The sequence below is a fragment of the Candidatus Poriferisodalis sp. genome (assembly GCF_965198245.1).
Lineage (GTDB): Bacteria > Actinomycetota > Acidimicrobiia > Acidimicrobiales > Poriferisodalaceae > Poriferisodalis.
The window spans coordinates 346404-369679 of record NZ_OZ240249.1 but is presented as its reverse complement, the minus strand read 5'-3'; the positions used below and the strand labels follow the sequence as shown (position 1 = coordinate 369679).

Genomic DNA, 23276 nt, shown 5'->3' with positions numbered 1-23276 from the left:
GGTGCTCTACCCCGGTGATTCAGCCTGGGTCTTGCACGGATTGCGGCGCGGGCGCTGGCCGATTGGGGTCGCAGAAGGGAATGCCTAGGCGCTCGAGCGTCAGATCGTTGAGGTTCTCGCCGATGGCCTGCCCGGCTGTCCACGACGGCTGGCCGGCAGTCGCTTCTGTGTACGCCGAGATGAGGGCGCAGCGCACCGCATTGCCGCCTGGGGTGTCGTCCAGGTTGACCGCACTGAGCGAGGTGAGGCTGGTGAGCACAGCAACGGGATCGCGGCGGCTGACTTCGGCGAAGCGCCAGTTCGCAAGGAGTGTCAGCGACATGGCGAGGACCAGGGCGGCCGCAACGAGGCTGCGCACGATCCGGTTGGTGGCGTGGCCGCGCAGGGCAAGGTCGAGCACGGCCAGGCCGGCCGCTATGACCAGCGACCACGCAACCTGGGTGAGCAGCGTTTCCCGCCAGGCCTGACCGACGGGAGGCTGACGCTGCTGCGCCCACGCCGTCAGGCCGGCGACCGACGCTGAGAGCACCGCCAGCGATCCGCCAAGCAGCAGCAAGACACCAGCAAGCCGTCCCGAACTGCCAGCTCCTCCCCCTGCCGCCTCACTGCTGTGCAACGTGGCCAAGGTGTCCGGGACGGGACGCTGCCACGCTGCTGCCGCCGCCAGAACGACAATCCCGACAACCACGAGCGCCATCAGGGCATTGGCGGCCAGATCGGCCAACCCGAGTTCCACCCCGGCATCACGGGCGAGATCGGCGTTGAAGTCCCAGCCGACAGCCGGAAAACCGGTCAACAGCCGCGGCCAAGCAGTGCTGAAAGCGTCCGCAGACAGGCTGAGGTCCGAGCCCTCATAGCAGCCGCCATCGGAACACTGGAATGCGATGGCGATGCGGATCGGAACGAACACCGCCGCGAAGCCCGCCGCCTGAGCGACCCATCGCCTGGTTGCTGCCGTGGCAAGCGCTGCCCGAAGTGTCATTCGCGACGCGAAACAGCGCGCCGCCAAGAACACCGCAGCGATGAGCGGTGCCAGATAGGCCAGGTCGTAGAACATCGCGGCGAGCGCTCCCGCGCTGACCATGGCGGCGTACTCGTGCCAGCGAAGCGGTCTCGCTCGTAGATCGCGGTCGCGACTCGTCGCCACGGCGACCCACACAATGAGCACGGCCGAACCGATCAACGTGTGCGGAAACTGGGCGAGCGCCCCCGAGGTGCCGTTGGCGATCAGCACGGCGCCAAGCGCCAGCGGGTACAGCCCCACCAGCGAGGCGTGCTGCTGCACGCCGGCAGATCGCGCCAGTGCCGAGACCATCGCTGTGGCACCGAGAGCCATCACCGCCACCAAGGTGAGGCGCAGCGCGCCCAGGACGATGTGAGGCGCTACGGCGGTGGCCTCCCCGGCTTCGTAGACGAAGCCGTGGACGAGCATCTCCCAGAATCGCCCGACCGGCCGGAAGTTCCCCCCCGAGAAGAAGTTGTCGGTGCCGCGGGCGGCATCCATCGCCGCCCTGAAGGGGTTCGCGTCATTGGTGAGCACCCTCAAGTACACGCTGCGGCGCTCATCCGCGACGAATGCGAGCCCTGCGAGCGGAAGCACCACGAGCACACTCGGGACCCAGCGACAGCAGCGGCGGATGGTCCGGATCAGCGAGCTCATGTCAGCAGAATGCCGGGCCTACCGTGGGTGTGCCCGCGTGCTGGCCAGGCTGGGAGCAGCGATGAAGCGACCACGAGCGACGCTGATCATGGTGCTCGCCGTTGCCGCCGCTCTTGCAGCCTGCACGTTTCAGGCAGGCGCGAACGGTCCGAACAAGATGAGCTATGTGGTGGTGCCCCACCCCGATGACGAAATCCAAGCGTGGTCGCTCATCGAGAACTCCACTGGCAACTACAAGGTCTTCATTGTCCTGAACAGGGGTGAGCAGACGTTCTATTGCGGCTCGCCGGGATACGACGAAGGCACTGGCGAGATACCGCCGGATCCATGGCCGCAGGGCAAGTGGACACCGTCGTGCGAGTCCGCTCGCACGAACTCGTTCTTCGGCTTCATGGAAGCGATGGCACGCACCGACAGCGCGCTTCCGGCTTCCTTCACCTACGCAGGGGTGAAGGGCCCCTTCGACTCCTTGGGAACCGAGGTATGCCGCTTCGACGACGGCGACTGTGTCAGCGATCTCACTGCTGAGGTCTGGACATCGCACGTTGCCGCTGTGGTGTGGTTCAACCTCGGCGACGGCGATGTGACCGCCGACGAGGTGAAGTGGGCGATCACGACGGTCCGTGACAACCGGACCGCCCTGGGCATCAACGACACGTTGCGAAACCACAACCTGATCGGCGCTGGCTACTGGAACGGCACCTATCCCGGCTGTTCCGACTACGCCCATGCCGACCATGGCGCCATGCACGAAGCGCTGTGGAACACCGACTTCGACGTCGGATATCAGGCCGCTCCGACATGCGAGAACGACCCGAACGTGACTCGCATCGAAGAGGTGACCTACGAACACTTCCATGATGCGTTCGAGATCTCGGGAAACACGCGTGTCGGCTGGCACCCCGTCCACTACGGATGGCTGCTGAGCGGCGATCCGGGTTACTGGCCCGGCGACTACGAGAGCCAAGACATCGAGTTTCATCGCATTCAGCACTTCTGGATCCGGTTCCGCTAGGAGCCGGGCTCGGGAATTTCAATCGTCGGAGGGAAGCAGTACGCCAAGCCGTGGCGCCCGCCCATGAAGCGATCGAGTTCGTTGCGCATCCGCCAGCCGGTGATCCACACCTTCTCGGGCGTCACCTCGCGGTATCCGCCCGAGAGCGCACAGCGGATCTGGTCGCCCGTTTCGGTGGTGTCGACATGGATGGTCGACGTTGCGATCAGGCTGGTGAGTGCCGCTGTGGGATCGCGACGGTCGACTTCGGCGAACCTCCAATTCGCCAGCAGCGTGAACGCCACGCCGATGGCAAGCACAGCGGCTACGGCCGCCCGCAGCGCCCGGCGCGTGCGTTCAGATCGCGTTGCGAGGTCGAGCGCCGCGAGGCAACCCACAATGATCAGCGACCAGGCCACCTGGGCCAGCTGCGCCTCTCGCCATGCCTCGCCGATCGGGAGATCACGCCGTTGCATCGAGGCCGACAGCCCCGCGAGCGTTGCGGACAGGACCGCCATGAAGGCTCCGAGCCCGATGAGCGCAGCAGCGAGGCGCGCGTGGGTTCCGCGGGGTTGTTCGGGGGTGGGCTGGTCGGCGGCGGATGTCTCAACGGCCGGGACGGGGTCTGGGCGCCATCCGCGGGCCACAGCAGCGACCGCGAACCCCACGATTGCGGCCAGCATGAGGAACAGCAGCACGTTGGTGGCGAGGCTGGTGATTCCTGCATCGACGCCGAAGAGGCGGGCGAGCTCGGCGTTGTAGTCCCAGCCGACCGGCGGCAGCCCCGTCGCCAAGCGTGGCAGCGCCGTCTCGAACAGCTCGGGCGAGACGCTGAGGTCCGAAGCGGAGTAGCACTCACCCGGTGCGCAGCGCCGGGCGATGTCGATGCGGACGGGAATGAACACGGCCGCAAAGCCGCCGCTCAGTGCTGCCCAGCGGCGCACCGCCGCCGTGGCGAGAGCCGCTCGGAACGGCAGCTGCGCGACAGCCACTCGGGCGGCAAGAAAGCCGGCTGCGACGATGGGCGCCAAGTAGGCGACGTCGTAGTACAGGACGAGCAGGGCGCCGAACGCTGCCATCGAGGCGTATTCGCGTTTGCGCAGCGGACGCGGTTCGAGATCGCGGTCGCGAGCGGTTGCAAGCGCCGCCACCAGGATGAGCACGACCGACCCGATGAACGTATGCGGGAACTGTGCGAGTCCGCCGATGATGCCGTTCGCCACCACCACCGTGCCCACCACCAGCGGGTAGAGACTGACGAGTGACCGGTCGGCCGAGACGCCAGCCGAGCGAACCAGCGCACCGACCATCTTCGCCGCGAGCACCGCCAGCAGCGCGACCACGATCACACGGACCACGCCGAGGACGACGTGCGGGGTAAGGCCCGTCGCTTCGGCGGACTCAAAGACGAGTCCGTGGACCAGCACTTCGGTGAATCGCCCGATCGGCCGGAAGTTGCCGATATTCAAGAAGTTGAAGATGCGCTCTTCGACGTACTGCGCTACGCCGAACAGGTTGACGTCGGTGTAGAAGACCTGTTGGAAGAGGTGGAGGCGCTCGTCGGACTTGAGCGACATGCCGAGCAGGGGAAGCACGACCAGCACGGCTGGGCCCGCAGTGACGAGCAAGGTGCTGCGGCGGGTTGTCTGCGCGGTGCGGGTCTTCGTGAACGTCGTCATGAGGCGCTCGCTTCGGGGGTGGTGCTGGGTGGATCGTCTGCGGAGGCGACTGCCGGGTCGGCCGTGGGGTCGGCTGCTTGGTCGCAGTAGGGCACGCCGTTGCGTTCAGCCGTGATTCGGTTGAGGTCGGCTCGGAGTTGTTCCGCGGCGATGTGGCTTTCGGAAGCGGACGCCTCGCGGTCGGCGTAGACCTCCAGCAGCAGGCAGCGGACGGCACTCGGCGACGCTGGGTAGTCGACACCGTCGGTGCGCAGGGGCCAATCGTTCAGCTCTGCGATGCCGGCCGCGCTGTCGGCGAGGCCCATGTTCACCGTGGATGCTGAGATCAGGGTGGTGACCGACGCGGTCTCGTCGTACCGGTCGATCTGGGCGAGCTGCCAATTCGCGACAAGCGTGAAGCCCGCAGCTACTGCGAGTGCGAGCGCCGCAACTGGCTTCAGTACATGTGCGGCGCGGCGGCGCAAAAACAGGTCGAGGCATGCGAGGACTGCGGCTGCGATCAGCGACCATCCGACTTGGGCGAGCAGCGTGTCGCGCCATCCCTGCCTGACGGCGTGGCCGAACGGGAGCTGCTGCACCCTCCACGACAGACCTGCGTACAGCGCGGCGGCGCCTGTGATGGCCGCGCCGAACCCGCCGAGAGCCAGTGCGAGGCGGAGTTGGCGGGGCATGAGCTGGCGAGGCGAGGGGCCGGCAGTCGAGTCGCCCGGGGGCGTCTCGCGGCGCCCTTGCAGAACTGCTGCGATCGTCAGTGAGAGCAGAACCAGCAACGCGACGATGAGCATCGAGTTGGCCAGCACCTCCCCGAACCCGAGGTCCAGACCGGCGGCATCGGTGCGGTCGTTGTTGGCGATCCAACCTGCCAGTGGCAGCGCCGACCCCAGCCGTGCCGCGGCAGCTCCGATGGCGTCGGGCCCGAAACTGAGGATCCAGCCGTCGCTGCAGGCGTAGTCCGCCGCGCAGCGCTGTGCGATGGCAAAGCGGGCAGGGACGAAGACCACAGCGAATCCGGCCCACAGCGCAACCCACCGGCGAACTGCTGCGATACGCAGAGTTCTCCTCGGTGGCAACCCCGAGGCCACGCTGCGGGCGGCCAACAAGGCAGCCGCGACGAAGGGGGCCAGGTAGGCGAGCTCGTCGAACGCGGCTGCCGCTGCGCCCATGGCCGCCATGGAGGCGTACTCATGCCAGGCGACCGGTCGAGGGGCCATGTCCCGGTCGCGACTGGTTGCCAGCGCCACTGCCAACACGACCGCCACAGCGCCGATGGACGTGTGGGGGACTTGTGCGAGGCCCCCGCCGAGGCCGTTTGCCACCAGCGCAGCTGCGAGCGCCAGCGGGTACAGCCCGATGAACGATGGGTCGGCGTGTGTGTGCGCAGAGCGCTGCAGCGATTCGATCAGCTTGAACGCGAGCACGGCAACGAGGCCCACCATGGCCAGACGCACGGCGCCCAGAGCAGCGTGCGGTGCCAGGCTGAGGGCGTCGCCCGCTTCGATGGCGAGGCCGTGCACGAGGAACTCGACGAAGCGGCCGATGGGGCCGAAGCTGCCCTCGTCGAGGTAGTTCCCGGTAAGGCGCCAGGCCCGCCGTGCCGCCTCGAGCGGGTTGGCGCCAGTTGCGCCGGCATTGAGGTAGATGCTGAGCCGGTCTGCAGATTGCAGTGCGAGTCCGGCGAGCGGCAGGACAACGAGCACGGCCAGCCACGTCGGACGGAGCCATCGTCGGCGGCGCCTATTCGTGTCGAGTTCAGTTGCGGCCGATGAACGGGGACGAGTTGTTGACATCAGCCGATGTGTGACACGTTGTGCTTCACGGCTAGAGCGCCAGGTACAGCCGGCGGCGATGCAGGGTCCCGACCACCAGGAGAATGACGCACGCGATCACGGCGGCGTACGCCTCGTGCACCGCTGGCGCACCGACCGGCAAGATGTCCTCCATCAGCCGGGTCTCGATCGATCTGTCGCCGATGTGGATGGATCTGCCGGCGTGGAGCAGGACACGCTCGAACAGGTACACGATGATGGCGTTGCGGCCAAACGCGATGATCGGCCAAGTGATGCGGCGCCGGACCTTGTCGCCTGTGGGGCTGTTGCTGGTGTCGATCAGCAGATAGATGATGCAGACGACAGCGAGCGCTGTGCCTGACACCAGCAAGGCGAACGATGGGGTCAGCAGGCGCTTGTTGGCGGGCGCCCACGCAGATGCGGCGAGTCCAGCCAAGAAGCACAGTGAGGCGAGCGTGCCGATTCGCAGCAGCGTCCCCGACCGGTCGGTCTGGCCGATGCGCCGGATGACCATGCCGGCCGAATAGCCGTAGAGGACGAACGCCGACGATGCGACGGAGAGCACCAGGCCTTCGGGATCCCATCCGGCTTGACCAGTCCGATACACGTGGTTGGTGCTGAGAACGGCGGAGTCGAAGCTGAGGTACGGGCTGCAGCGACCTAGCGGCTCGCACGAGATGAGGTCGAGGCCGAGGCCGTACAGGAAGATGACGGTGGTTGCCACGGCGATGAGCAGCCACATCTTGTCTTCGCCGAACATCGCTCTGCTCGCGAGCACGACAGCCGCTCCGCAGGCTCCCGCGATGCCGATCATTTGCAGGACGCCGGTGAAGCGCAGGTCCGTGATGTCGAACCATGACGTGCCGTACGCGTTGTAGGCGATGCCGAGGACAACGAGGAGGATGAGGCGGCGGATCAGGCGGCGGTAGGTGGCTTGTTTGGATGGGTTTCGCAGCAGGAACGACAGGCTCAGGCCGCTGGTGACGAGGAACGCCGGGAAGATCCAGTCGTTCATCGTGATGCCGTCCCACTCGGCGTGGCGCAGGAAGGCGAAGTGGTCGCCGACGGCGGTGCTGGGCGTGAAGACCATGCCTATGAGGAGGAGGCCTCGGAAGGTGTCGACTGATGCGAACCGGGCGCGGCGTGGTGCTTGAGGGATGTCTGGTCGTTCCGGGCCCACCGGGTCTGCGGGTGCGGCTGTTCGGTCTGGTTCGGCGGGGGGCGGTTGCTCGCCTGTGGGCGGATGCTCGTCGGGATCTGTCTTCACGATGAGCCAAGCCTCATGATGAACCGAGTCGAAGAGGTCCCCATCTGGACAGTGCGACCGGAGATGCAGCCCGCGGCAGCATACCTGTGGCTCCACTAGGGGTGGTTGACGTGGCGCTGTTCGTGGCCAACCTGACGATCCTGTAGACCACCCTGCTCAGGCTCGGGCACGGTCAGGATTGATTGGCTTCGATCGCCGCGAGGGCGTCTTCGAGGGATTCGACGCCGACGACTGTGACTGAGGGCTCGGCAACGGCGACTGCTTCTTCGACTTGGGAGGCGGGCACCAGGAAGAGATCGGTGCCGGCTCGCACGACGGCATGGGATTTCTGGGGCACACCGCCGATGGGCCCGACCGTGCCGTCGTGGTGGATGGTGCCGGTGGCGGCCACATCGAGGTTGCCGGTGAGCGGTTCGGGCGTGAGCGCGTCGATGACCGACAGCGTGAATGCGAGGCCCGCTGAGGGGCCGCCGATGTTCTCGACGTTGAGGGTCACGTCGATGGGGAGCTCGGCGAACTCGACATGGGTGGTGACGATGACGCCGAGGAGTGCGACTCCGTCACGATCGGCCAGGGTGACGGTGACGGTGCGTGTTTCACCGTCGGGGTCGAGGGCGGTGAGTGCCGCTTGAGTGCCGGGTTCGTTGGCTTTGATGGTCTCGGACAGCTGCTGCGCCGTCATGATGGGTGTGTCGTCGACCGATTGGATGATGTCGCCTGTGCGGAGGGCGTCCTCGGCCGGGGCGTCGGACATGACCCGTTCGATTCGCGCGCCGACCGGCGTCATGATTTCGTAGCCGAGGTGCTCGAGCGCGATGGCCACGGCGACCTGTGTCGACTGGTCCATCTGGAGGCGGCCGTCTTCCCGGTTCTCGCCGATGGTGCGTTCGCCGAGGATGTCCTCGATGTCGACGACCTCGAGGGCGCCGTCGAGCCAGCCGCCGATCACTTCGAACAGCGACGGGCCGAAGCTGGTGCGGACGCTGACGAGGCTGATAGAGGCGTCGGAGGCGTAGGCGGGGTGGTCGTTGACATGGACGAACTCCTCGATGTCGGACGTGCCGCCGGGGGCGATGACTGCTTTGCTGAGCAGGCGGGTGGTGAAACCGCCGATGATCAGCAGCGCGAGAACGATCTGCACGATGACGACGGTGATGCTTGCGCGTGAGTACTGCCTGGGGCGCGGGTGGCCTGAGGGGGTGGGTTCAGGGTGGGGTTCGGGCTCGTCGGCGGCGTCGGGAGTCTTCGGGTCGGCGTCAGGGGCCGCAGGCGGTGGCGGCGAGGCGAAACCCGGGTCGTCGAGCGACCCGGCCAGTGCGCGCCAGCCGATATCTGCGTCGTCCTCTTGGGGATCGTCGCCAGGTTCGTCTGCCGGTTTACCGCCGGACGCATCGGTCACAGGCGCACAGCGTGCCATGCGCCCTTGTTGGGCCATGCGCGGTTCGGCCGGTCAATGGTGCATATTGGGCCCATGGAGTTCGGGCCCACGAAGTCGGGACGCTGGCCGTACAAGCCGACAGCGATCTGGCGCAGGCTGGTTGCGGTTGTCGGCTTGGCGGCGTTCACCGCTCTGTGCGCTATGGCGCTGGTGGCGTTGGTGGCCATTGGCGCGGCCGTGGGGGCGCTCGTGCTCGAAGCGCTCATCGGATGAGTGGCGGTGGGCTCGGCGAGGCGGCGGACGATGCCTATGCACGCCGGCTCGAGGCGGTAGTGGCCGGGCACCGGGGCGAGGCTGCGGTCGCCGAGCGGCTGCTTTCTGACAGCGCGGCGGCCGTGCGAGCGGCGGCGCTCGGGGCGCTGGCGCGCTGCGGTGAGCTGCAGGTCGCCCAGGTCAGGCGGGCGCTGGGGGATGAGGCAGCGGCGGTGCGGTGCCGTGCTGCGGAATTGGCACCGGTCGAGGTCGAGCTTGTGGGGCTGCTGAGCGATCCGGATGCGTCAGTCGTGGAGGCTGCGGCGGCTGCGCTCGGTGAGCGTGACCGGGATCCTAGGCCGGTTGAGGAGCTGTGCCAGGTTGCCCGTGGGCACGATGATCCGCTGTGCCGTGAGAGTGCTGTCGCGGCGCTGGGTGCGATTGCCGCGGGCTTGGATGCTGACGCAGGCCCCGATGCTGCCCAGGCGATGGCGCTCGAAGTCCTGTTGGCCGCCATGGAGGATCGTCCTCAGATCCGGCGCCGGGCGCTGCTAGGCCTGCACCAGTTCGACAATGACCGTGCCGTCGACGCCGTGCGAGCGGCGCTCGAGGACCGTGACCGCCAGGTGCGAGCCGTCGCCGGCGAATTGCTCGGCGTGCCTGTCCACTGACAGCGCTGCCGGATTCGTGCCCTGCCCTGCCCTGCCTGACCGCTGACCCGCCGACCCGCCAGCGCACGAAGCGCTGCATCTGTTTGAAGCACGGATGCCCCCACTCCCATGCACCGACATACGGGACACAAGCTCGTCTAGCCGCGGGTGCTGAGGCGGTCTCGCAGTTCCTCCACGAAGCGTGTTGCGTCGTAGAGGAGTACTTGGCGCAGTCCGCGGGCGTCTGCGCCGACGTCGCTGCGTCCGTAGAGACGGAGCGTGCGCAACGGACCGCCGCCGACCGGCTCGGAGATGTCCATGCCGAGGCGGGCCACGCCGGGCAGCGTGTTGCGATCGGGATCGACCGGCTCGACAAGTCCGGAGAGCTCCACCAGTAGCTCACGGCTCACGTCGCCGCCAGCGAATGCGTCCTCCAGCAGTGCGTGCAGGCGCAGCTGCGACAGCCATCCAGCCCGCGTGCCCGAGACAGGCTGCGAGCCAGAGGCGAAGCTTGCCCAGTCGGCGGCGAAAGCGTCCATCACAGCGGACTGGCCGGCCGTCCACGGCGGCGCCGGGTCGATGAACAGCTCTACCTGCGCCGGCAGTTCAAGTTCGCCAGCCAGGGTGGCGCGCCGCACCACGGTCAGGTTCGGTGGCAGCTGTTCAAGCACACCGGTCGCCCTCGGCTCGGCAACCTCGACCAAGACGTAGCGGCAACGTCGGTCGGCGACCGCATCGGCGACGTCGAACACAGATGCAGACAGGTCGAGCACCTCGATCTCGCCCACGTCGAGGTCGAGCATCGCCGGCACCGTCTCACGGGCCGCGCCCGCCACATGGGCCGCTGCCGCAACCTGACTGCCCAGGTGTGAGCCGTCCACCACGACGCACCAGGTCGCCCCCGGACCGCTCGCTCGGAATCGGTCCAGCAGGGCCACCGTGGTCAGCTCCACCGGCGTTGTCGATGTGAGCACCCAGGCCAGGTCCTCACCGCCGAGCGTGGCCACCGCGGGCACGGCCGGAAGGGGCAAGTGCGTGAGCGAGACGTCAGACGAGACTTCGGATGGAGCGCCGGACGAGGTGCGACCAGGCCTGGTGAGCTCGGCCGTGTCGACGCCCGCGCTCACGTAGGCCAGCGCTGCTATGTCCCACCCCTCGAGCGCGGCAGCGGCCGCTTCAACATCGCCTAGGTCCCTCACCGACAACTCGACCGAGTACAGCTGCGCCACCCCGCCACGAGCATTGACCCCAGCCCAGTAGGCCCGCACGCCGGCGAGCGCCGCACGATCCGCCTCGGCGGCTGGGCCCGACAGGTCAACCAACACACCCAAGGTCAACGTGCCTACGTCGAAGCCGTCGGCGGGAGCCGGTTGCGGCCGGAACGTTGGCTCTGGTTCAGAAGGCGATCCCGAGCAGCCCGCGACCGCCAGCAACATCAATGCGGTCGCCCAGAAGACAGCCCGACGCACCACCCCAGCGGACGCCACCGCTGCGGACGGTCCGCTACCGGCCGGGAATGGTGTGCGAGGCGTGCAGCGCTTCGAAGTTCTCGAGCGCTCGGCCCGCACCCAGCACCACCGTCTCAAGCGGCGACTCCGACCGCAGCACCGGCACCCGAGCCTCAGATGCGATGCGTTGGTCCAGCCCCCGAAGCAGAGACCCGCCGCCGACCATCAGGGCACCGGTGTGAATGAGGTCCTGTGCCAGCTCCGGCGGCGCCTCGCCCAAGCACTCCAGCACGGCCTCCACGATGAGCTCCACCGTGTCTGCCAGCGCCGATCGCACCTCGGTCGGTGTGATGAGGAACGTGCGGGGCAGCCCCGTCGTCAGGTCGCGCCCCTTCACTTCGGCGTCGAACTTGTCGTCGATCGGCCACGCCGACCCGATGCTGATCTTCAGTTCCTCGGCGGTGCGCTCGCCGATGGCGATGCCGTGCACACGTCGTGAGTAGTTCATCAATGCAGTGTCGAAGTCGAACGACCCCACCCGCACCGCACGCAGCGACACCATGCCGCCTAGCGACACCATCGCGATCTCGGCGGTGCCGCCACCGATGTCGATCACCAGCGAGCCGGTGGGCTCGTGGATCGGCAGGCCGGAGCCGATGGCCGCGGCGATCGGCTGCTCGATGAGCCGGACGTCGGACGCACCAGCTCGACGCGCAGCCTCGATCACCGCACGCCGTTCCACCGGCGTGATGAGCGACGGCACGCAGACAGCGACACGGGTCCGGCCGAAGCGGCCGACACCGACGCCTTGGAGGATGAGCCGGATCATCCGCTGGGTGATGTCGAAGTCAGTGATGGCACCGTTGCGCAGCGGTCGTGCAGCGATGATGTAGCTGGGCGTGCGCCCGATCATCTGCCACGCTTCGCGCCCGACCGACAGCACGTCGCCCGAACGCTCATTGAGAGCGATGACCGACGGCTCGTTGAACACGATGCCGCGTCCCCGCTCGTACACCAGCGTGTTCGCGGTGCCGAGATCGATCGCCAGGTCACGAGCCAGGACGACGCCTTTGATTGCGAGATGTGACCCGTTCGTTGCGTGGAGGCACGATTGGAGTCTGGACCTCCACGAGCCGCACTGTGCCCTTGAACTGGGGCGCAGCCTGCGGGGGCTCCGGAGCTGTGGGGGCGGTCAGAGCAGCGCCAACTGTGCTGGTTACGCGGCGGCCAGCATCACGACGCACGGCACCAGGACGGCCATCGGCTGCCGGGCTTGAGACGGGCCGTCGATTCTGATCTTGGTCTCGGCCGCTCCCCTGTGCGGGTAGGAGGCGAATACTGGAAGTCGGCGACCGTGCCGAGCGCGCCGAGGCCTGCGCCGCATCAGCCGGCGACCGTGCTGAACCAGCCGACGACAGTGCAGAGCCCGCCCCGGGCTGAGCCGAACCAGCCGACGACCGCTCCGAGCGCTGCGTCGCATCGGCCGGCGACTGTGCAGTACCGAAGCCTGGCTGGGTTGAACTGGCCGGAGGCTCCGTCGTTCGGGCCGGCGGTTGCACGGCTTCGGGTCGTCGGGCCGGTGCATGCCTGCGTGGATCCCGTCGCTGCCAAGCGGGATCGTCCAGTTCGTCGCTGAAGGGTGGCAGCAGCGGCAACGAGTACTCACGTTCGATCAGCCGGACGCTGGCAGTCGTGGCCCTGGGGCGAACTACGCCGATTGTTGTTGTCTCGGGCCGTTGGGTGCGCTGCCGCCGCCGACCGCGCCGGCGCCTTCTGCCCCTATCGTTCCCAGCCGTCCCAGCGTCAGACGCCGCGCTGTCCGCTGCGCCTCTTGTTCCCGCGTTGTCCGCCGCCGCTTCAACAGCCGAATCACTCGCGTCGGCCGGGTCAGCGCCTCGTGCGCCCCTCAGCCGCCGCATCATCTGCACCAGCCCCGGTGTGCCCAATGATCGCCCACCCGACGATCGGGGAGCAATCGACGCCAACCTCCGCCGGAACGGCTCGGTTTCGTCGTCGGTCACACGCTGGCTCTTCAAGCGGGCGCCCACACCCAGCACAGCCATTCCCAACAACGGCACCACTATGGCGATAGCCAGAAACAGCAGCGGGCTCATGACCCGGGCACTTGCGCGATCGGCTGCGACTGCAAACCCCAGTCGGTTCCGCCGTCGTGATGTTCTTGCTTCCAGATCGGCACCGTGGCCTTCAAGGTATCGATACCGAACCGGGCGGCTTCGAATGCTGCATCACGATGCGGAGCCGAAGCGGCCACCACCACCGAGCTCTCGGTCAGGCACAGCGTCCCCACCCGATGCAACAGCGCCGCCTTGCGCACGCTCGGCCACCGCTGCCGCATCTCGCCAGCGATGTCGGCAAGCCGCGCCCCAACCTCCGACTCGTACGCCTCATAGACCAACTGCGTAACACCCGTGCGGTGCTCGGCATGGTCACGGACTGTGCCCGAGAACAGCACCACCGCCCCAGCCTCCGGGTCGAGCGCCCAGTCATAGATGGCCGCGATCGGCAGCTCCTCGGGCGTCAATTCCACCCAAGTGTCGTGCTGCGGCGGCACCATCATCATCGCAAAGCGTAGGAGCGCCGGAGCCAGGCCGCGGCAGCCCACCCTCCGGCCACCACAGCAGCCCCTGCGCCGACCAACATGGCGTGCTGGCGCTGGCGCGCATTGAGGTCGTCCCAGGGCATTCCGACGTCGGCAATCACGTACGCCTGAGCACTGCTGTAGCGGGGCGTCCAGCCCTCCGCACGGAGCCGATCGTTGGCCACTACCCAGCTGTAGCGGGTGTACGGCAGCAGTCCTTCGGGGGCGGAATGGCCGACCCGGCTGGCCACGTAGCGGTCGAGCCGCTTGGGCAACGGCATGGGCAGGCGGATCTTGGGCCGAGCCCCCAGCAGGGCCCGCAGCTCACCGGGCGACAGCCAGCCGTCAGGGGCCACGTTGAACACGCCCGACAGGCGGCGCTGCGTGGCGAGCACCACGGCGGACGCCAGGTCGTCCAAGTGCAGGAACTGCACTGGCGGATCGTCGCTTCCAGTGCGAATGGGCGCTGCGGCAAGCATCGCCTCGCCGATCGGCCCCCCGATGCCGCTCGAAACCACAGGCGCCGGCCGCAGAATCGCCACCGTGCGGGCTGGATCAGCATCACGCCAGTCCAGGACCGTGCGTTCGGCATCGGCCTGGTGCACGGCGAACGACGACTCGAGATTCGGCCGCACCGGCACGTCCTCCGAGATCGGCGTCGGATGGTTCGGCCACGCCCCGTAGACGGCGGCGCTCGACACCAGCGTCAGATGTTTGACCTCGTCCGCAACTGCGAGCACCCGGCGCAGACGATCCGTGGTCACCTCACGTGTCAACCGCAAGTGCACCAGTACCTCGGCGCCGAACAGGTCATCCCCGCCAGCCGCGCCGGCCGCGCCGGCATCGTCGATATCCACGACTTCGTCGAACGACTCAGCCAACCACTGCAGCACCCGGGCGCCGATTACGCCGCCCGCGCCCGTCACCGCGATACGTGGGGTCATATCCCTACGATGCCCCAGCCGGTGCGCCCAGCCCTACCATGCCCGATCCCGGCGACGCCCTCGGCCTGTTCGCCCAGCCGTACCATGCCGTTGTGGCCCCTCCCGACGACGACGACAACCCGTTTTCGGGCATCCCGTTCCTCGGCGACATCGCCGCGCTCCTGGGCAATGACGCAAACCTCTGGGAAGGCGCCCGGCAGGCCGCCAACCAACTCGCCACCGGCGGCAAGATCGAACACAACGTCGACCCAGTCGTCCGGCACCGCCTCAGCGAGATCAGCCGGGTAGCAGAACTGCATGTGGCGCATGTCACCAACCTCGATCCCACATCCGGCGGCCGTCCCCCACGCACCGATCCTGTCACCCGCTCGGGGTGGGCCAACGACGCCCTCGAAACCATCCGCCCCCTCATGGATCGCCTGTCCGAACGCCTGGCCAGCGACCAAGACCGCGGCCAAGAACACAGTCAAGAACACAGCATGGACCCCTTCGCCGGCCTGCTCCGCATGATGAGCCCGATGACCGTGGCCATGACCGCCGGCATGATGGCCGGCCACCTCGCCGCCAAGGCATTCGGCAACTCGGACCTCGGTGTGCCCCGCCAGCACGACCGGGTGCTCATCGTGCCCGCCAACATCACCGACTTCGCCGGCGAATGGAGCCTCGATGTCGACGACGTGATGCTCTGGGTTGCCATCCGGGAGCACGCCATGCACTCGGTGCTGTCGGTGACACACGTCCATGCCGAGCTGGACAGGTTGCTGCACCGCTACGTGGATGGCTTCCGCCGCAGTGAGCCCACCCTTGACGACCTGGACCTCGACCTCACAGCACTCGCCGACGGCCCGGATGCATCCCAGCAGATGAACACCCAGTTCCAGCGCATCTTCGGCAACCCCGAGCTGCTGCTGGGCGTGTCACGAGATGACAGCCAGAACGACACCGTGCAACGGCTCGAGACGCTGCTGAGCGTCGTCCACGCCTATGTCGATGATGTGGTTATACAGGCGGGGCCCCGGCTCATCGGTGGCTTCGGCGCACTGAGCGAGGCCGTGCGGCGGCGCCAGGTTGCCGCGCAGGGAACCGACTTCGCCGACCGACTGCTGGGAGTGCGGCTGAGCGCCGAAGCCCGCGACCGGGGCGACAAATTCGTTGCCGGCGTGACCGAACGAGCGGGCCGGGAGGGCTTGGCCCGCCTGTGGGAACAAGGGGCGCTCCCGACACCCAACGAGCTTGCGGCGCCCGGCCTGTGGCTAGCCCGCCTCGATCTGCCGCTCTAGCCCGACGTTCTTGCGGCACCTCGCCTCTGGCTGGCCGGCCTGTGGCTGGCCCGCCTCAACCTGCCACTTGACCAGTTACCACGGCGAGTCACGACGTCTGATTCTTGCGGCGGATGCGGGTCCGCACGCGGGTGGCGATGACCTCCGAAGGAGGACGCCGGCCCCGAGCCAGCGCCCACAGCCCCCCGAGGTAGAGAACCACCGCCACGGTGGCGGCGATGCCCAGCAACATCACCCCGGCTCGCAGCGGCAGGATGCCGTTCGGCGCAACCACCGGCACCAGCGCGCCGATCACCCACATCAGCTGGAAGCGGGTCTCGAAGCGGGCAAACGTGCGGCCATGGTCCGCAGGCGCCTCGTCGCGCTGCACGATCGCGTCGAAGCACAGCTTCCCCAGAGCGGACATGAGTCCAATCACCATGGCCAGCCCCAGCACCGATACGCGATCGGGCGCCGTCACCACATAGAACGACACAACGGCTGCCAGCAGAAGGGTGCAGGCGAGCAGGACTTCTTCACGGATGCGGCGTCGCAACCAGGGCGCGGACACGGCGCCCACTAACTGGCCGACAGCACTCGCCGTGAACATGAAACCGAACCACCACGGCGCCGCATCGTTGGTACGCAGCCAGAACGCAATAAGAAACAGCGTGAAGCCGGTCATGGCACGCACGACGCCCATGGCCGAGCCCGCCAGCAGCATCCCGCCCCGTCGCGTCGCAGCGGGAGCCTGTCTCGGCACCGCCGGCGGGCCTGGCTTCCGCCGCCCGCCCGGCTCGTCACCTCCCTCGTCGCCCCACGGCCCGGTGTAGAGATCTGACGGCCTCCGCCGACGGGGACCGCGCGGCTCGGAATACGGGTCGCTGTGGGGACGGTCGTGACGAGGCACCGGTCCCGGTTGAGGCACCTGAGGCACATGGCCCGCCTCGCCGGGGTGCGACCGCGGCGGCCGCACAGCCGTGCGGGGCAGCCGGGCAGCGGGGAACGTCATCAGCACGAAGACCACCGACGCCAGCACCAGCACCCAGCGCGAAGAGATCAAGCTCAACAGCACGCCCGGCCCAGCGGCAAGCGCACCCCCCAGCCCGCTCAGCAACATCAGCTTCGAGTTCGCTTCCACCAGGTCGCGTTCTTCACGCACCAGCCCCGGCACCACCGCGCTCTTGGCCACGTGGTACGTCTTGCCCGCCACCAGCGCACCGAATGCCTCGGGGAACAGCAGCAGCGAGTCGAGGTGGCGCACCATCAGCAGCGCCAGGACTGCACGGGCAATGCCGGCACCAATGATCATGCTCCGGCGCCCGCCGCGGGCACGATCCACCATCGGCCCAATAAGCGGCCCGACCACGGCGAACGGCGCCATGGTCACCAGCAGGTACAACGCCACCTTGGGCCGCGCAGCAGCCGGATCCAAGTTGAAGAACAGCGACCCGGCCAGCGCAATCGCGATCAGCGCATCGCCTGCGGCGGACAGCAGGTGCGTGCGGGCGAGCCAGGTGAACGGTTGCATCAGCCCGCAGTCATAGGTGGCTCATGAGGTGTCGGGCCTCGCCGCACTCCGCTCGTAGCGATAGCCCAAGCCGCGAATGGTCGTGATCCGCTGCGGATTTGACGGATCGTCCTCGATCTTGGCCCGCAGCCGCTTCACATGAACGTCAATCGTCTTGGTGTCGCCGATGTACTCGTAGCCCCACACGTTTTGCATGAGGCTGTCGCGGGTCACCACCCGGCCGGCGTTCTGCAGCAGGTAGGCCAGCAGCTCGAATTCCTTCAGCGCCAGGGAAACCAGCTCGCCGCCCACCCGCAGCTCATGTCGATCGATGTCGAGCGTCACGTCGCCCTCGATCAGACAGATGGTGTCGCCCTCCGGCTCGACCGGCTGGTCCGAGGCGCGCCGCAGCACCGCCCGCATGCGAGCCACCAACTCACGCAGCCGGTACGGCTTGGTGACATAGTCGTCAGCACCCACCTCCAGGCCCACGACGGCATCGATCTCCTCGCCACGAGCGGTCACCATGATGAGCGGCACCCGTGACGACTTGCGGATCTCCCGGCAGACATCCAAGCCCGACATGCCGGGCAGCATCACGTCCAGCAACACCAGATCGGGCTCGGACTCGCTGATCTCAGCCAGGGCGGCCCGGCCGTCAGCGGCAGTGCGCACCTCGAAGCCCTCGCGCCGCAAGCCCACGGTGAGGGCCTCGGTGAAGGACGGCTCGTCGTCTACGACCAGTACCGATGTCGTCATTGTCCTGCCTGGTTGCCTCAAGAGTTCTGTCAAGAGTCTTCGGGAGCGGGGAATCTCAGTGTGAACGTGGTGCCGACGCCCTCACGCGTATGCAGCATCACCTCGCCGCCATGATTGGCAACCACGTGGCGCACGATGCTCAGGCCCAAACCGGTGCCGCCGGTGGCACGGGCACGAGCTTTGTCGACCCGGTAGAAGCGCTCGAACACCCGCTCGGTCTCATCGGCGGGAATGCCGATGCCCTCGTCGGCAACCACGATGTCCACCCATGTCTTGGCTGCCTCGGATGCGTGCGCTGTGTCAATCAGGTCATCCAGGTCATCCGACGAGTCAACCGCATCTAACGCCTTAAACGCATCCGAGGGTCCGATCCGAGCCACCGCCGCGTCCGCATCGGCCAGCACCGCTGACGGCGGCCCGTCGTCGACCGAACGGGGAGCCACGCTCAACCGCACCTCCGAGCCGGGGTCGCTGTACTTGATGGCGTTGTCGACCAGGTTGCCGACCGCTCGCAACAGCTGCCCCCGGTCGGCGTGCAGCACGATGCTCGGATCTTCGCCTTGATCGACCGCCGGCCGCGCCAGCGCCACGTCGTGCTTGCGGGCGTGCTCGGAGTACTGGTGCGCCACCTCGCTCAGCAGCGGCACAACCGGCACCGATTCCCGCCGCATGGAGCCCTCCAGCTCGACCCGGCTCAGCTCCAGCAGGTCGTCGATGATGAGTCGCACCCGCTCAGCCTCGGCGCTGATGCGGTCGACGAGCCGAGTGCGTACCTCCGCATCGCCCTCTTCGGCCAGCGTCTCAGACAGCAGCGCAATGGCGCCCACCGGCGTCCGCAGCTCATGGCTCAGGTTGGCCACGAAGTCACGGCGCACGTCGTCGACCCGCGCACCTTGAGTCCGGTCCGCAATCACCGCCACTGCGCCCAGAGCGTGGCGGTCGCTCGCCACGGGATGGGCGCTGATCTCGATCACCCGCGGCGGCGGACCGGTCAGCTTCACGATGCGGGAGCGAGCGTGCCCGTCCCGGGCCGCCTCGAGCAACTGGGTCACCCCTGCGCCCACCAGTGCCATCGCGTCGCGGGCCGACATCATTTCGTCGGCCCGCGCATTGCTGGCACACACGGTGCCGTCCTCGTCCACCAGCACCACGCCCACCGAGAGCTCGTTCATGGCCAGCTGCCAGCGCGCCCGGTCCCGCTCGGCCAGGTTGGCCGTCATGGCGGCTGTCGTGGCAACCGACTCCAGGTGGGTGATCCAGTCATCCAGGCCGTAGTCGTCGAGACGTGGTTCGCCGGGACGCAACCCGTCGGGCTCGCCCTCACCAGAAAAGCGGTGCGCCACACGGCCGAGCCGCTCGGAAGCCGACGTCCGCGCCCGCACGCCGATGATGACAACCAAGATCAGCGCAATCGCCAGCGCGGACGCAGCCGCCACCAGCGCAGCGATCACAGCGTCTCGCCCTGCTCCCGTCGGGCCCGGGCCCGGTTGGCCCCCGTATGCTCGGGCAGCTGGCCGGTCACCAGGAACTCGACGCGCTGAGCGATGTTGACGGCGTGGTCGCCGATGCGTTCGTAGAAGCGGCCCACCACGGCCAGCTGCACGGCCTGCTGGGTGTCGATCTGGCCCGCATTGCGTGATGCGAACACCGCGTCCAGGTACTGGCCGTGCAGGTCGTCGAGCACGTCGTCGACGTCGTTGAGCACTGAAGCCAATCCGGCGTCACGCTCGGCGAAGGCATCCATGGCCATGGCAGTGAGCCGCACCGCTTGCTCCCGCATCCGGTCGAGCAGGCCGCGCACCCGAGGCTCCAGCTCGGCGCCATGCAAGCGGGCAACCGCCTTGGCGATGTTGGTGACCAGGTCGCCGCTGCGCTCGATCTCTGAGATCATTCGCAGGTCGGTCAGGATCGTGCGCAGGTCGACCGCCACCGGCTGCTGCAGTGCCAGCAGCTGCACGCACTTCTCCTCGACCTCCAGGCTGAGCAGGTCGAGCTCGTCATCGGCGGTGATGATCTGGTCGGCCCCGCCGATGTCGCCCGCGAGAAGCGCTGCGGTCACCGCGGAGATGCCCTCGGCCACCATGCCGCCCATCTGCACGAGATCGGCACGAACCTCGTCCATCAACTGATGGAACTCGGTTCGTACTTCTTCGGTCATGGGTGCAGTGTGGCGTATCTGTGTCGCCTGGCTGGTGAGTGTCCCTAGCCGACCCGCCCGGTGATGTATGCCTCCGTGCGGGGGTCGTCAGGGTTGGTGAAGATCAGGCTGGTGGGTGCGTACTCGACAAGCAGGCCGGTGCGATGGCCCATTTCGTTGGCCTGCACCGAGAAAAACGCCGTCATGTCGCTGATGCGAGCGGCCTGCTGCATGTTGTGCGTCACGATGATGATCGTGTAGTCGGTCTTCAGCTCGGCGATGAGCTCCTCGATGCGGCCGGTGGCGATCGGATCGAGCGCAGAACAGGGCTCGTCCATGAGCACGACGTCGGGCTGCACCGCAATGGCCCGGGCAATGCACAGACGCTGCTGCTGGCCGCCCGACAGCCCGTAGGCGGACATCTTCAGACGATCTTTCACCTCGTCCCACAGTGCCGCCCGCGTGAGCGAACCCTCGACCACGTCGTCCAGATCGGACCGCTTGACGCCCGCAAGCCGCGGCCCGTACGCAATGTTGTCGTAGATCGACTTGGGGAACGGGTTCGGCTTCTGGAACACCATGCCGACCCGCCGACGCACCTCCACCGGGTCGACCTCGTCCTGGTACAGGTCGACGCCGTGGTAGTTGATGGTGCCGAGCACTCGGGCGCCCTCGATGAGGTCGTTCATGCGGTTGAAGCAGCGTAGGAACGTCGACTTGCCGCAGCCCGAAGGCCCGATCAGCGCCGTCACCTCATGTTCGGCAACATCGAGCGTGACGTCGCGCAGCGCCCGAAAATCGGTGTAGTACACGTCGACACCGGCGCACTCGAATACGGTGCTGGCCTCGAGGCGCTGGCCGGTCAACGCCGCCGTCGCCGCACCGCTCACGTCGATGCGCGTGGGGCGTGCCGGCGGTGCCATCACTTCGGGCACTGGTACGTCGGACTCGGGGGTCATCAAGGCCTTCTCGGGATTCACAGAATCATCGTCACTTCACGGGGGTCGTCAAGGAGGTTCTACTGCATCTACCACTGCTTTTCGAAGCGGTTGCGGAGGTAGATAGCGAGGCCGTTCACCGCCAGCACCAAGACCAAGATGACGACGCTGGCCGCAGCGGCGTTCACCCCCCAGTCTGCGCCGGGCAGGCGAGCGAAGCTGAAGATCTGCACCGGCAACGCCGTGTAGGGGCCGGTGAAGGTCTCGAGCATGTTGGCGTCGCCGAAGCGGAGGAAGCCGGTGGCGGCGCCGACCAGGATCAGCGGCGCTGCCTCGCCAAGGGCGCGCGCCAGCGCCAGCACCGTGCCAGTGAGGATTGTGGACAGCGCGGCCGGCAAAACCTGACGTGAGAGCACCTCCCACTTGGTGGCACCCACACCGTACGCGGCTTCGCGCAGCGAAGACGGCACGGCCTTGAGCGCCTCGACCGAGGTGATGACGATGATCGGCAGCACCATCGCGGCCAGCGTCATGCCGCCGGCGATGACCGACTTGCCCTGCGTGAAATCTTCGAGCGCCTTGACGAACACCGCGAGGCCCAGCAGGCCATAGACAATTGAGGGCACGCCGGCCAGGTTGCGGATGTTCAGCTCGACGATGCGGGCGAAACGGGAGCCCTGGGCGTACTCGACGAGATAGATGGCGGTGGCCACACCGGTCGGCACGGCGAAGACGCCCGTGACCAGCGCCACCTGCAAGCTGCCGATGATGCCCTGCCAGATGCCGGCCTCTCCAGCGGAGCGCTGCGAGAAACCGTGGGTCAGGAAGTACCAGAGGTTGCCCGACAGCACGTCCCAGCCGTCCACGATCATCACGGCGAGCAGCACCGCCAAGAAGGCCGTCGCGAACACGGTGGCGCCGATGAGCAGCCACTTGAAGACGGCCCCGGTGACATCGGCACCGCGGCGGCGGCGCAGTACGTCGGCTGCGTCGATGGCGATGCCAGCGGGGGTGGTCAGTACTGCCATGTCAGGGCCTGTGCTCTCAGTACCTGTTCTGCAGCCGGCGGACGATCACGTCGCCTGCCATGTTGAGCACCAGGGTTATGACGAACAGCAGGGCGCCCAGGAAGTAGAGGCTCTGGAACGCCAGGTCGTTGCCGGCGACCTGGTCGGTGCCGAGGCCCAGCGCAGCCATGGCCGAGGTGATGGTGCCGCCCGATTCGAGAATCGACATGTTGAACAGCGACGTGTCGCCGCCGCCCGAAGCGATGGTGACCACCATGGTCTCGCCGATCGCACGGCTGAAGCCGACGATGGTGGCGGCCATCAGGCCCGACATGGCCGCCGGCAGCACTACCCGGACCGAGGTGGTGACCTTGCGAGCGCCGAGACCGGCGGAGGCCTCCCGCAGCGCCACCGGCACGGCTCGCAGCGCGTCCTCAGCGATCGAGGCGATGAGCGGGATGACCAGCAAGCCGACTGCGATCCCGGCGGCAAGCTTGTTGAAGAAGTTGATCTGGTTGAAGAAGTTGCTGAGAATCGACGGGGTGATGAAGCTGATGGCGAACACGCCGAGCACCACGCTGGGGACGCTGGCCAGCAGCTCGAGCGTGGGCTTCATGACCTTGCGCACCTTGGGGTGCGCGTACTCGGACAGGTAGATCGCCGCGCCGAAACCCGAGGGCACCGCCACGGCCATGGCGATGACCGAGATCTGCAGCGAGTTGACCAACAGCGTGCTGAGGTCGAACAGGCCGCGGCGGGGGAACCAGCCGATGTCGGTGAGCTTGGTGAACTCCACCTGGCTGATGTAGGTCCACGCCTGCGAGGCCACTGTCCAGATGATGAGCGCGCTGACCAGCACCGTGACTGCGGCCGCGCCCATGAACAGCCAGCGGGCGGTTTGCGAGCGCAGCCGGCGCATCGGCGATGTCTGAAAATCTGCTGCGCTGAGCGTGAATCTGTCCGGCGTGGGACTCATGCGGCGGAGCTCATGCGGCGGGACTCATATGG

Annotated in this window: 20 protein-coding genes; 4 read left to right on the top strand and 16 right to left on the bottom strand. The window is 67.5% G+C overall.

Going from position 1 to position 23276, the window contains the following annotated elements:
* Positions 1 to 19: 19 nt before the first annotated feature.
* Positions 20 to 1660 (bottom strand): hypothetical protein, encoded by a 1641-nt coding sequence (locus ACOCMM_RS01935; RefSeq protein WP_419551519.1) that lies wholly within the window; start codon positions 1658 to 1660, stop codon positions 20 to 22.
* A gap of 61 nt (positions 1661 to 1721) precedes the next feature.
* Here ACOCMM_RS01935 and ACOCMM_RS01930 point away from each other — a divergent pair, with 61 nt between their 5' ends.
* Positions 1722 to 2675 (top strand): hypothetical protein, encoded by a 954-nt coding sequence (locus ACOCMM_RS01930; RefSeq protein ID WP_419551518.1) that lies wholly within the window; start codon positions 1722 to 1724, stop codon positions 2673 to 2675.
* Here ACOCMM_RS01930 and ACOCMM_RS01925 read toward each other — a convergent pair.
* The 4 genes from ACOCMM_RS01925 to ACOCMM_RS01910 all read right to left on the bottom strand — a co-directional run bounded on the left by ACOCMM_RS01925 (position 2672) and on the right by ACOCMM_RS01910 (position 8786).
* Positions 2672 to 4333 carry a hypothetical protein gene (locus ACOCMM_RS01925; RefSeq protein WP_419551517.1) on the bottom strand — a complete coding sequence of 554 codons (1662 nt, stop codon included), beginning with the start codon at positions 4331 to 4333 and terminating at the stop codon, positions 2672 to 2674. The two genes, ACOCMM_RS01930 and ACOCMM_RS01925, sit on opposite strands and share 4 nt — an antisense overlap.
* On the bottom strand, positions 4330 to 6030 hold the full coding sequence (locus tag ACOCMM_RS01920) for a hypothetical protein (protein ID WP_419551516.1): 1701 nt from the start codon (positions 6028 to 6030) through the stop codon (positions 4330 to 4332). Before ACOCMM_RS01920 ends, ACOCMM_RS01925 begins: the two co-directional genes overlap by 4 nt.
* Before the next feature lie 121 nt (positions 6031 to 6151).
* Complete coding sequence (locus ACOCMM_RS01915; protein WP_419551515.1) at positions 6152 to 7387, bottom strand: acyltransferase family protein; 1236 nt, start codon at positions 7385 to 7387, stop codon at positions 6152 to 6154.
* A gap of 172 nt (positions 7388 to 7559) precedes the next feature.
* The gene (locus tag ACOCMM_RS01910; RefSeq protein WP_419551514.1) at positions 7560 to 8786 is read right to left on the bottom strand and encodes a PDZ domain-containing protein; all 1227 of its coding nucleotides are present in this window, start codon (positions 8784 to 8786) and stop codon (positions 7560 to 7562) included.
* 72 nt (positions 8787 to 8858) lie between these two features.
* Here ACOCMM_RS01910 and ACOCMM_RS01905 point away from each other — a divergent pair, with 72 nt between their 5' ends.
* Positions 8859 to 9038, top strand: coding sequence for a hypothetical protein (locus ACOCMM_RS01905; protein WP_419551513.1), 180 nt, complete (start codon positions 8859 to 8861; stop codon positions 9036 to 9038).
* Entirely contained in the window at positions 9035 to 9688 is a 654-nt protein-coding gene (locus ACOCMM_RS01900; RefSeq protein ID WP_419551512.1) for a HEAT repeat domain-containing protein, read from the top strand. Before ACOCMM_RS01905 ends, ACOCMM_RS01900 begins: the two co-directional genes overlap by 4 nt.
* A 137-nt stretch (positions 9689 to 9825) precedes the next feature.
* On the opposite strand, the gene ACOCMM_RS01895 is transcribed toward ACOCMM_RS01900, so the two are convergent.
* The 4 genes from ACOCMM_RS01895 to ACOCMM_RS01880 form a co-directional block, all read right to left on the bottom strand.
* Positions 9826 to 11154: a hypothetical protein gene (locus tag ACOCMM_RS01895; protein WP_419551511.1), complete on the bottom strand. Its 1329-nt coding sequence runs from the start codon at positions 11152 to 11154 to the stop codon at positions 9826 to 9828.
* 16 nt (positions 11155 to 11170) lie between these two features.
* Positions 11171 to 12175: a rod shape-determining protein gene (locus tag ACOCMM_RS01890; protein WP_419554801.1), complete on the bottom strand. Its 1005-nt coding sequence runs from the start codon at positions 12173 to 12175 to the stop codon at positions 11171 to 11173.
* A gap of 1050 nt (positions 12176 to 13225) precedes the next feature.
* On the bottom strand, positions 13226 to 13696 hold the full coding sequence (locus ACOCMM_RS01885) for a molybdenum cofactor biosynthesis protein MoaE (RefSeq protein ID WP_419551510.1): 471 nt from the start codon (positions 13694 to 13696) through the stop codon (positions 13226 to 13228).
* Positions 13693 to 14658 (bottom strand): NAD-dependent epimerase/dehydratase family protein, encoded by a 966-nt coding sequence (locus tag ACOCMM_RS01880; protein ID WP_419551509.1) that lies wholly within the window; start codon positions 14656 to 14658, stop codon positions 13693 to 13695. Before ACOCMM_RS01880 ends, ACOCMM_RS01885 begins: the two co-directional genes overlap by 4 nt.
* A gap of 92 nt (positions 14659 to 14750) precedes the next feature.
* Between ACOCMM_RS01880 and ACOCMM_RS01875 the strand changes: the two genes are divergently transcribed.
* Complete coding sequence (locus ACOCMM_RS01875; RefSeq protein WP_419551508.1) at positions 14751 to 15938, top strand: zinc-dependent metalloprotease; 1188 nt, start codon at positions 14751 to 14753, stop codon at positions 15936 to 15938.
* 88 nt (positions 15939 to 16026) lie between these two features.
* Here ACOCMM_RS01875 and ACOCMM_RS01870 read toward each other — a convergent pair whose 3' ends face one another.
* The 7 genes from ACOCMM_RS01870 to pstC form a co-directional block, all read right to left on the bottom strand.
* Positions 16027 to 17448, bottom strand: coding sequence for an MFS transporter (locus ACOCMM_RS01870; RefSeq protein ID WP_419551507.1), 1422 nt, complete (start codon positions 17446 to 17448; stop codon positions 16027 to 16029).
* A 21-nt stretch (positions 17449 to 17469) separates the two neighbouring features.
* Positions 17470 to 18186 carry a response regulator gene (locus ACOCMM_RS01865; RefSeq protein WP_419551506.1) on the bottom strand — a complete coding sequence of 239 codons (717 nt, stop codon included), beginning with the start codon at positions 18184 to 18186 and terminating at the stop codon, positions 17470 to 17472.
* A 29-nt stretch (positions 18187 to 18215) separates the two neighbouring features.
* A complete protein-coding gene (locus tag ACOCMM_RS01860) occupies positions 18216 to 19637 on the bottom strand; it encodes a sensor histidine kinase (RefSeq protein WP_419551505.1) in 1422 nt (473 codons plus the stop codon).
* A complete protein-coding gene (gene phoU / locus ACOCMM_RS01855; protein ID WP_419551504.1) occupies positions 19634 to 20344 on the bottom strand; it encodes a phosphate signaling complex protein PhoU in 711 nt (236 codons plus the stop codon). Before phoU ends, ACOCMM_RS01860 begins: the two co-directional genes overlap by 4 nt.
* A gap of 44 nt (positions 20345 to 20388) precedes the next feature.
* Positions 20389 to 21246: a phosphate ABC transporter ATP-binding protein PstB gene (pstB, locus tag ACOCMM_RS01850; protein ID WP_419554800.1), complete on the bottom strand. Its 858-nt coding sequence runs from the start codon at positions 21244 to 21246 to the stop codon at positions 20389 to 20391.
* 104 nt (positions 21247 to 21350) lie between these two features.
* A complete protein-coding gene (pstA, locus tag ACOCMM_RS01845) occupies positions 21351 to 22289 on the bottom strand; it encodes a phosphate ABC transporter permease PstA (RefSeq protein WP_419551503.1) in 939 nt (312 codons plus the stop codon).
* Between the two features lie 16 nt (positions 22290 to 22305).
* A complete protein-coding gene (pstC, locus tag ACOCMM_RS01840; protein WP_419551502.1) occupies positions 22306 to 23244 on the bottom strand; it encodes a phosphate ABC transporter permease subunit PstC in 939 nt (312 codons plus the stop codon).
* Between the last annotated feature and the right edge of the window lie 32 nt (positions 23245 to 23276).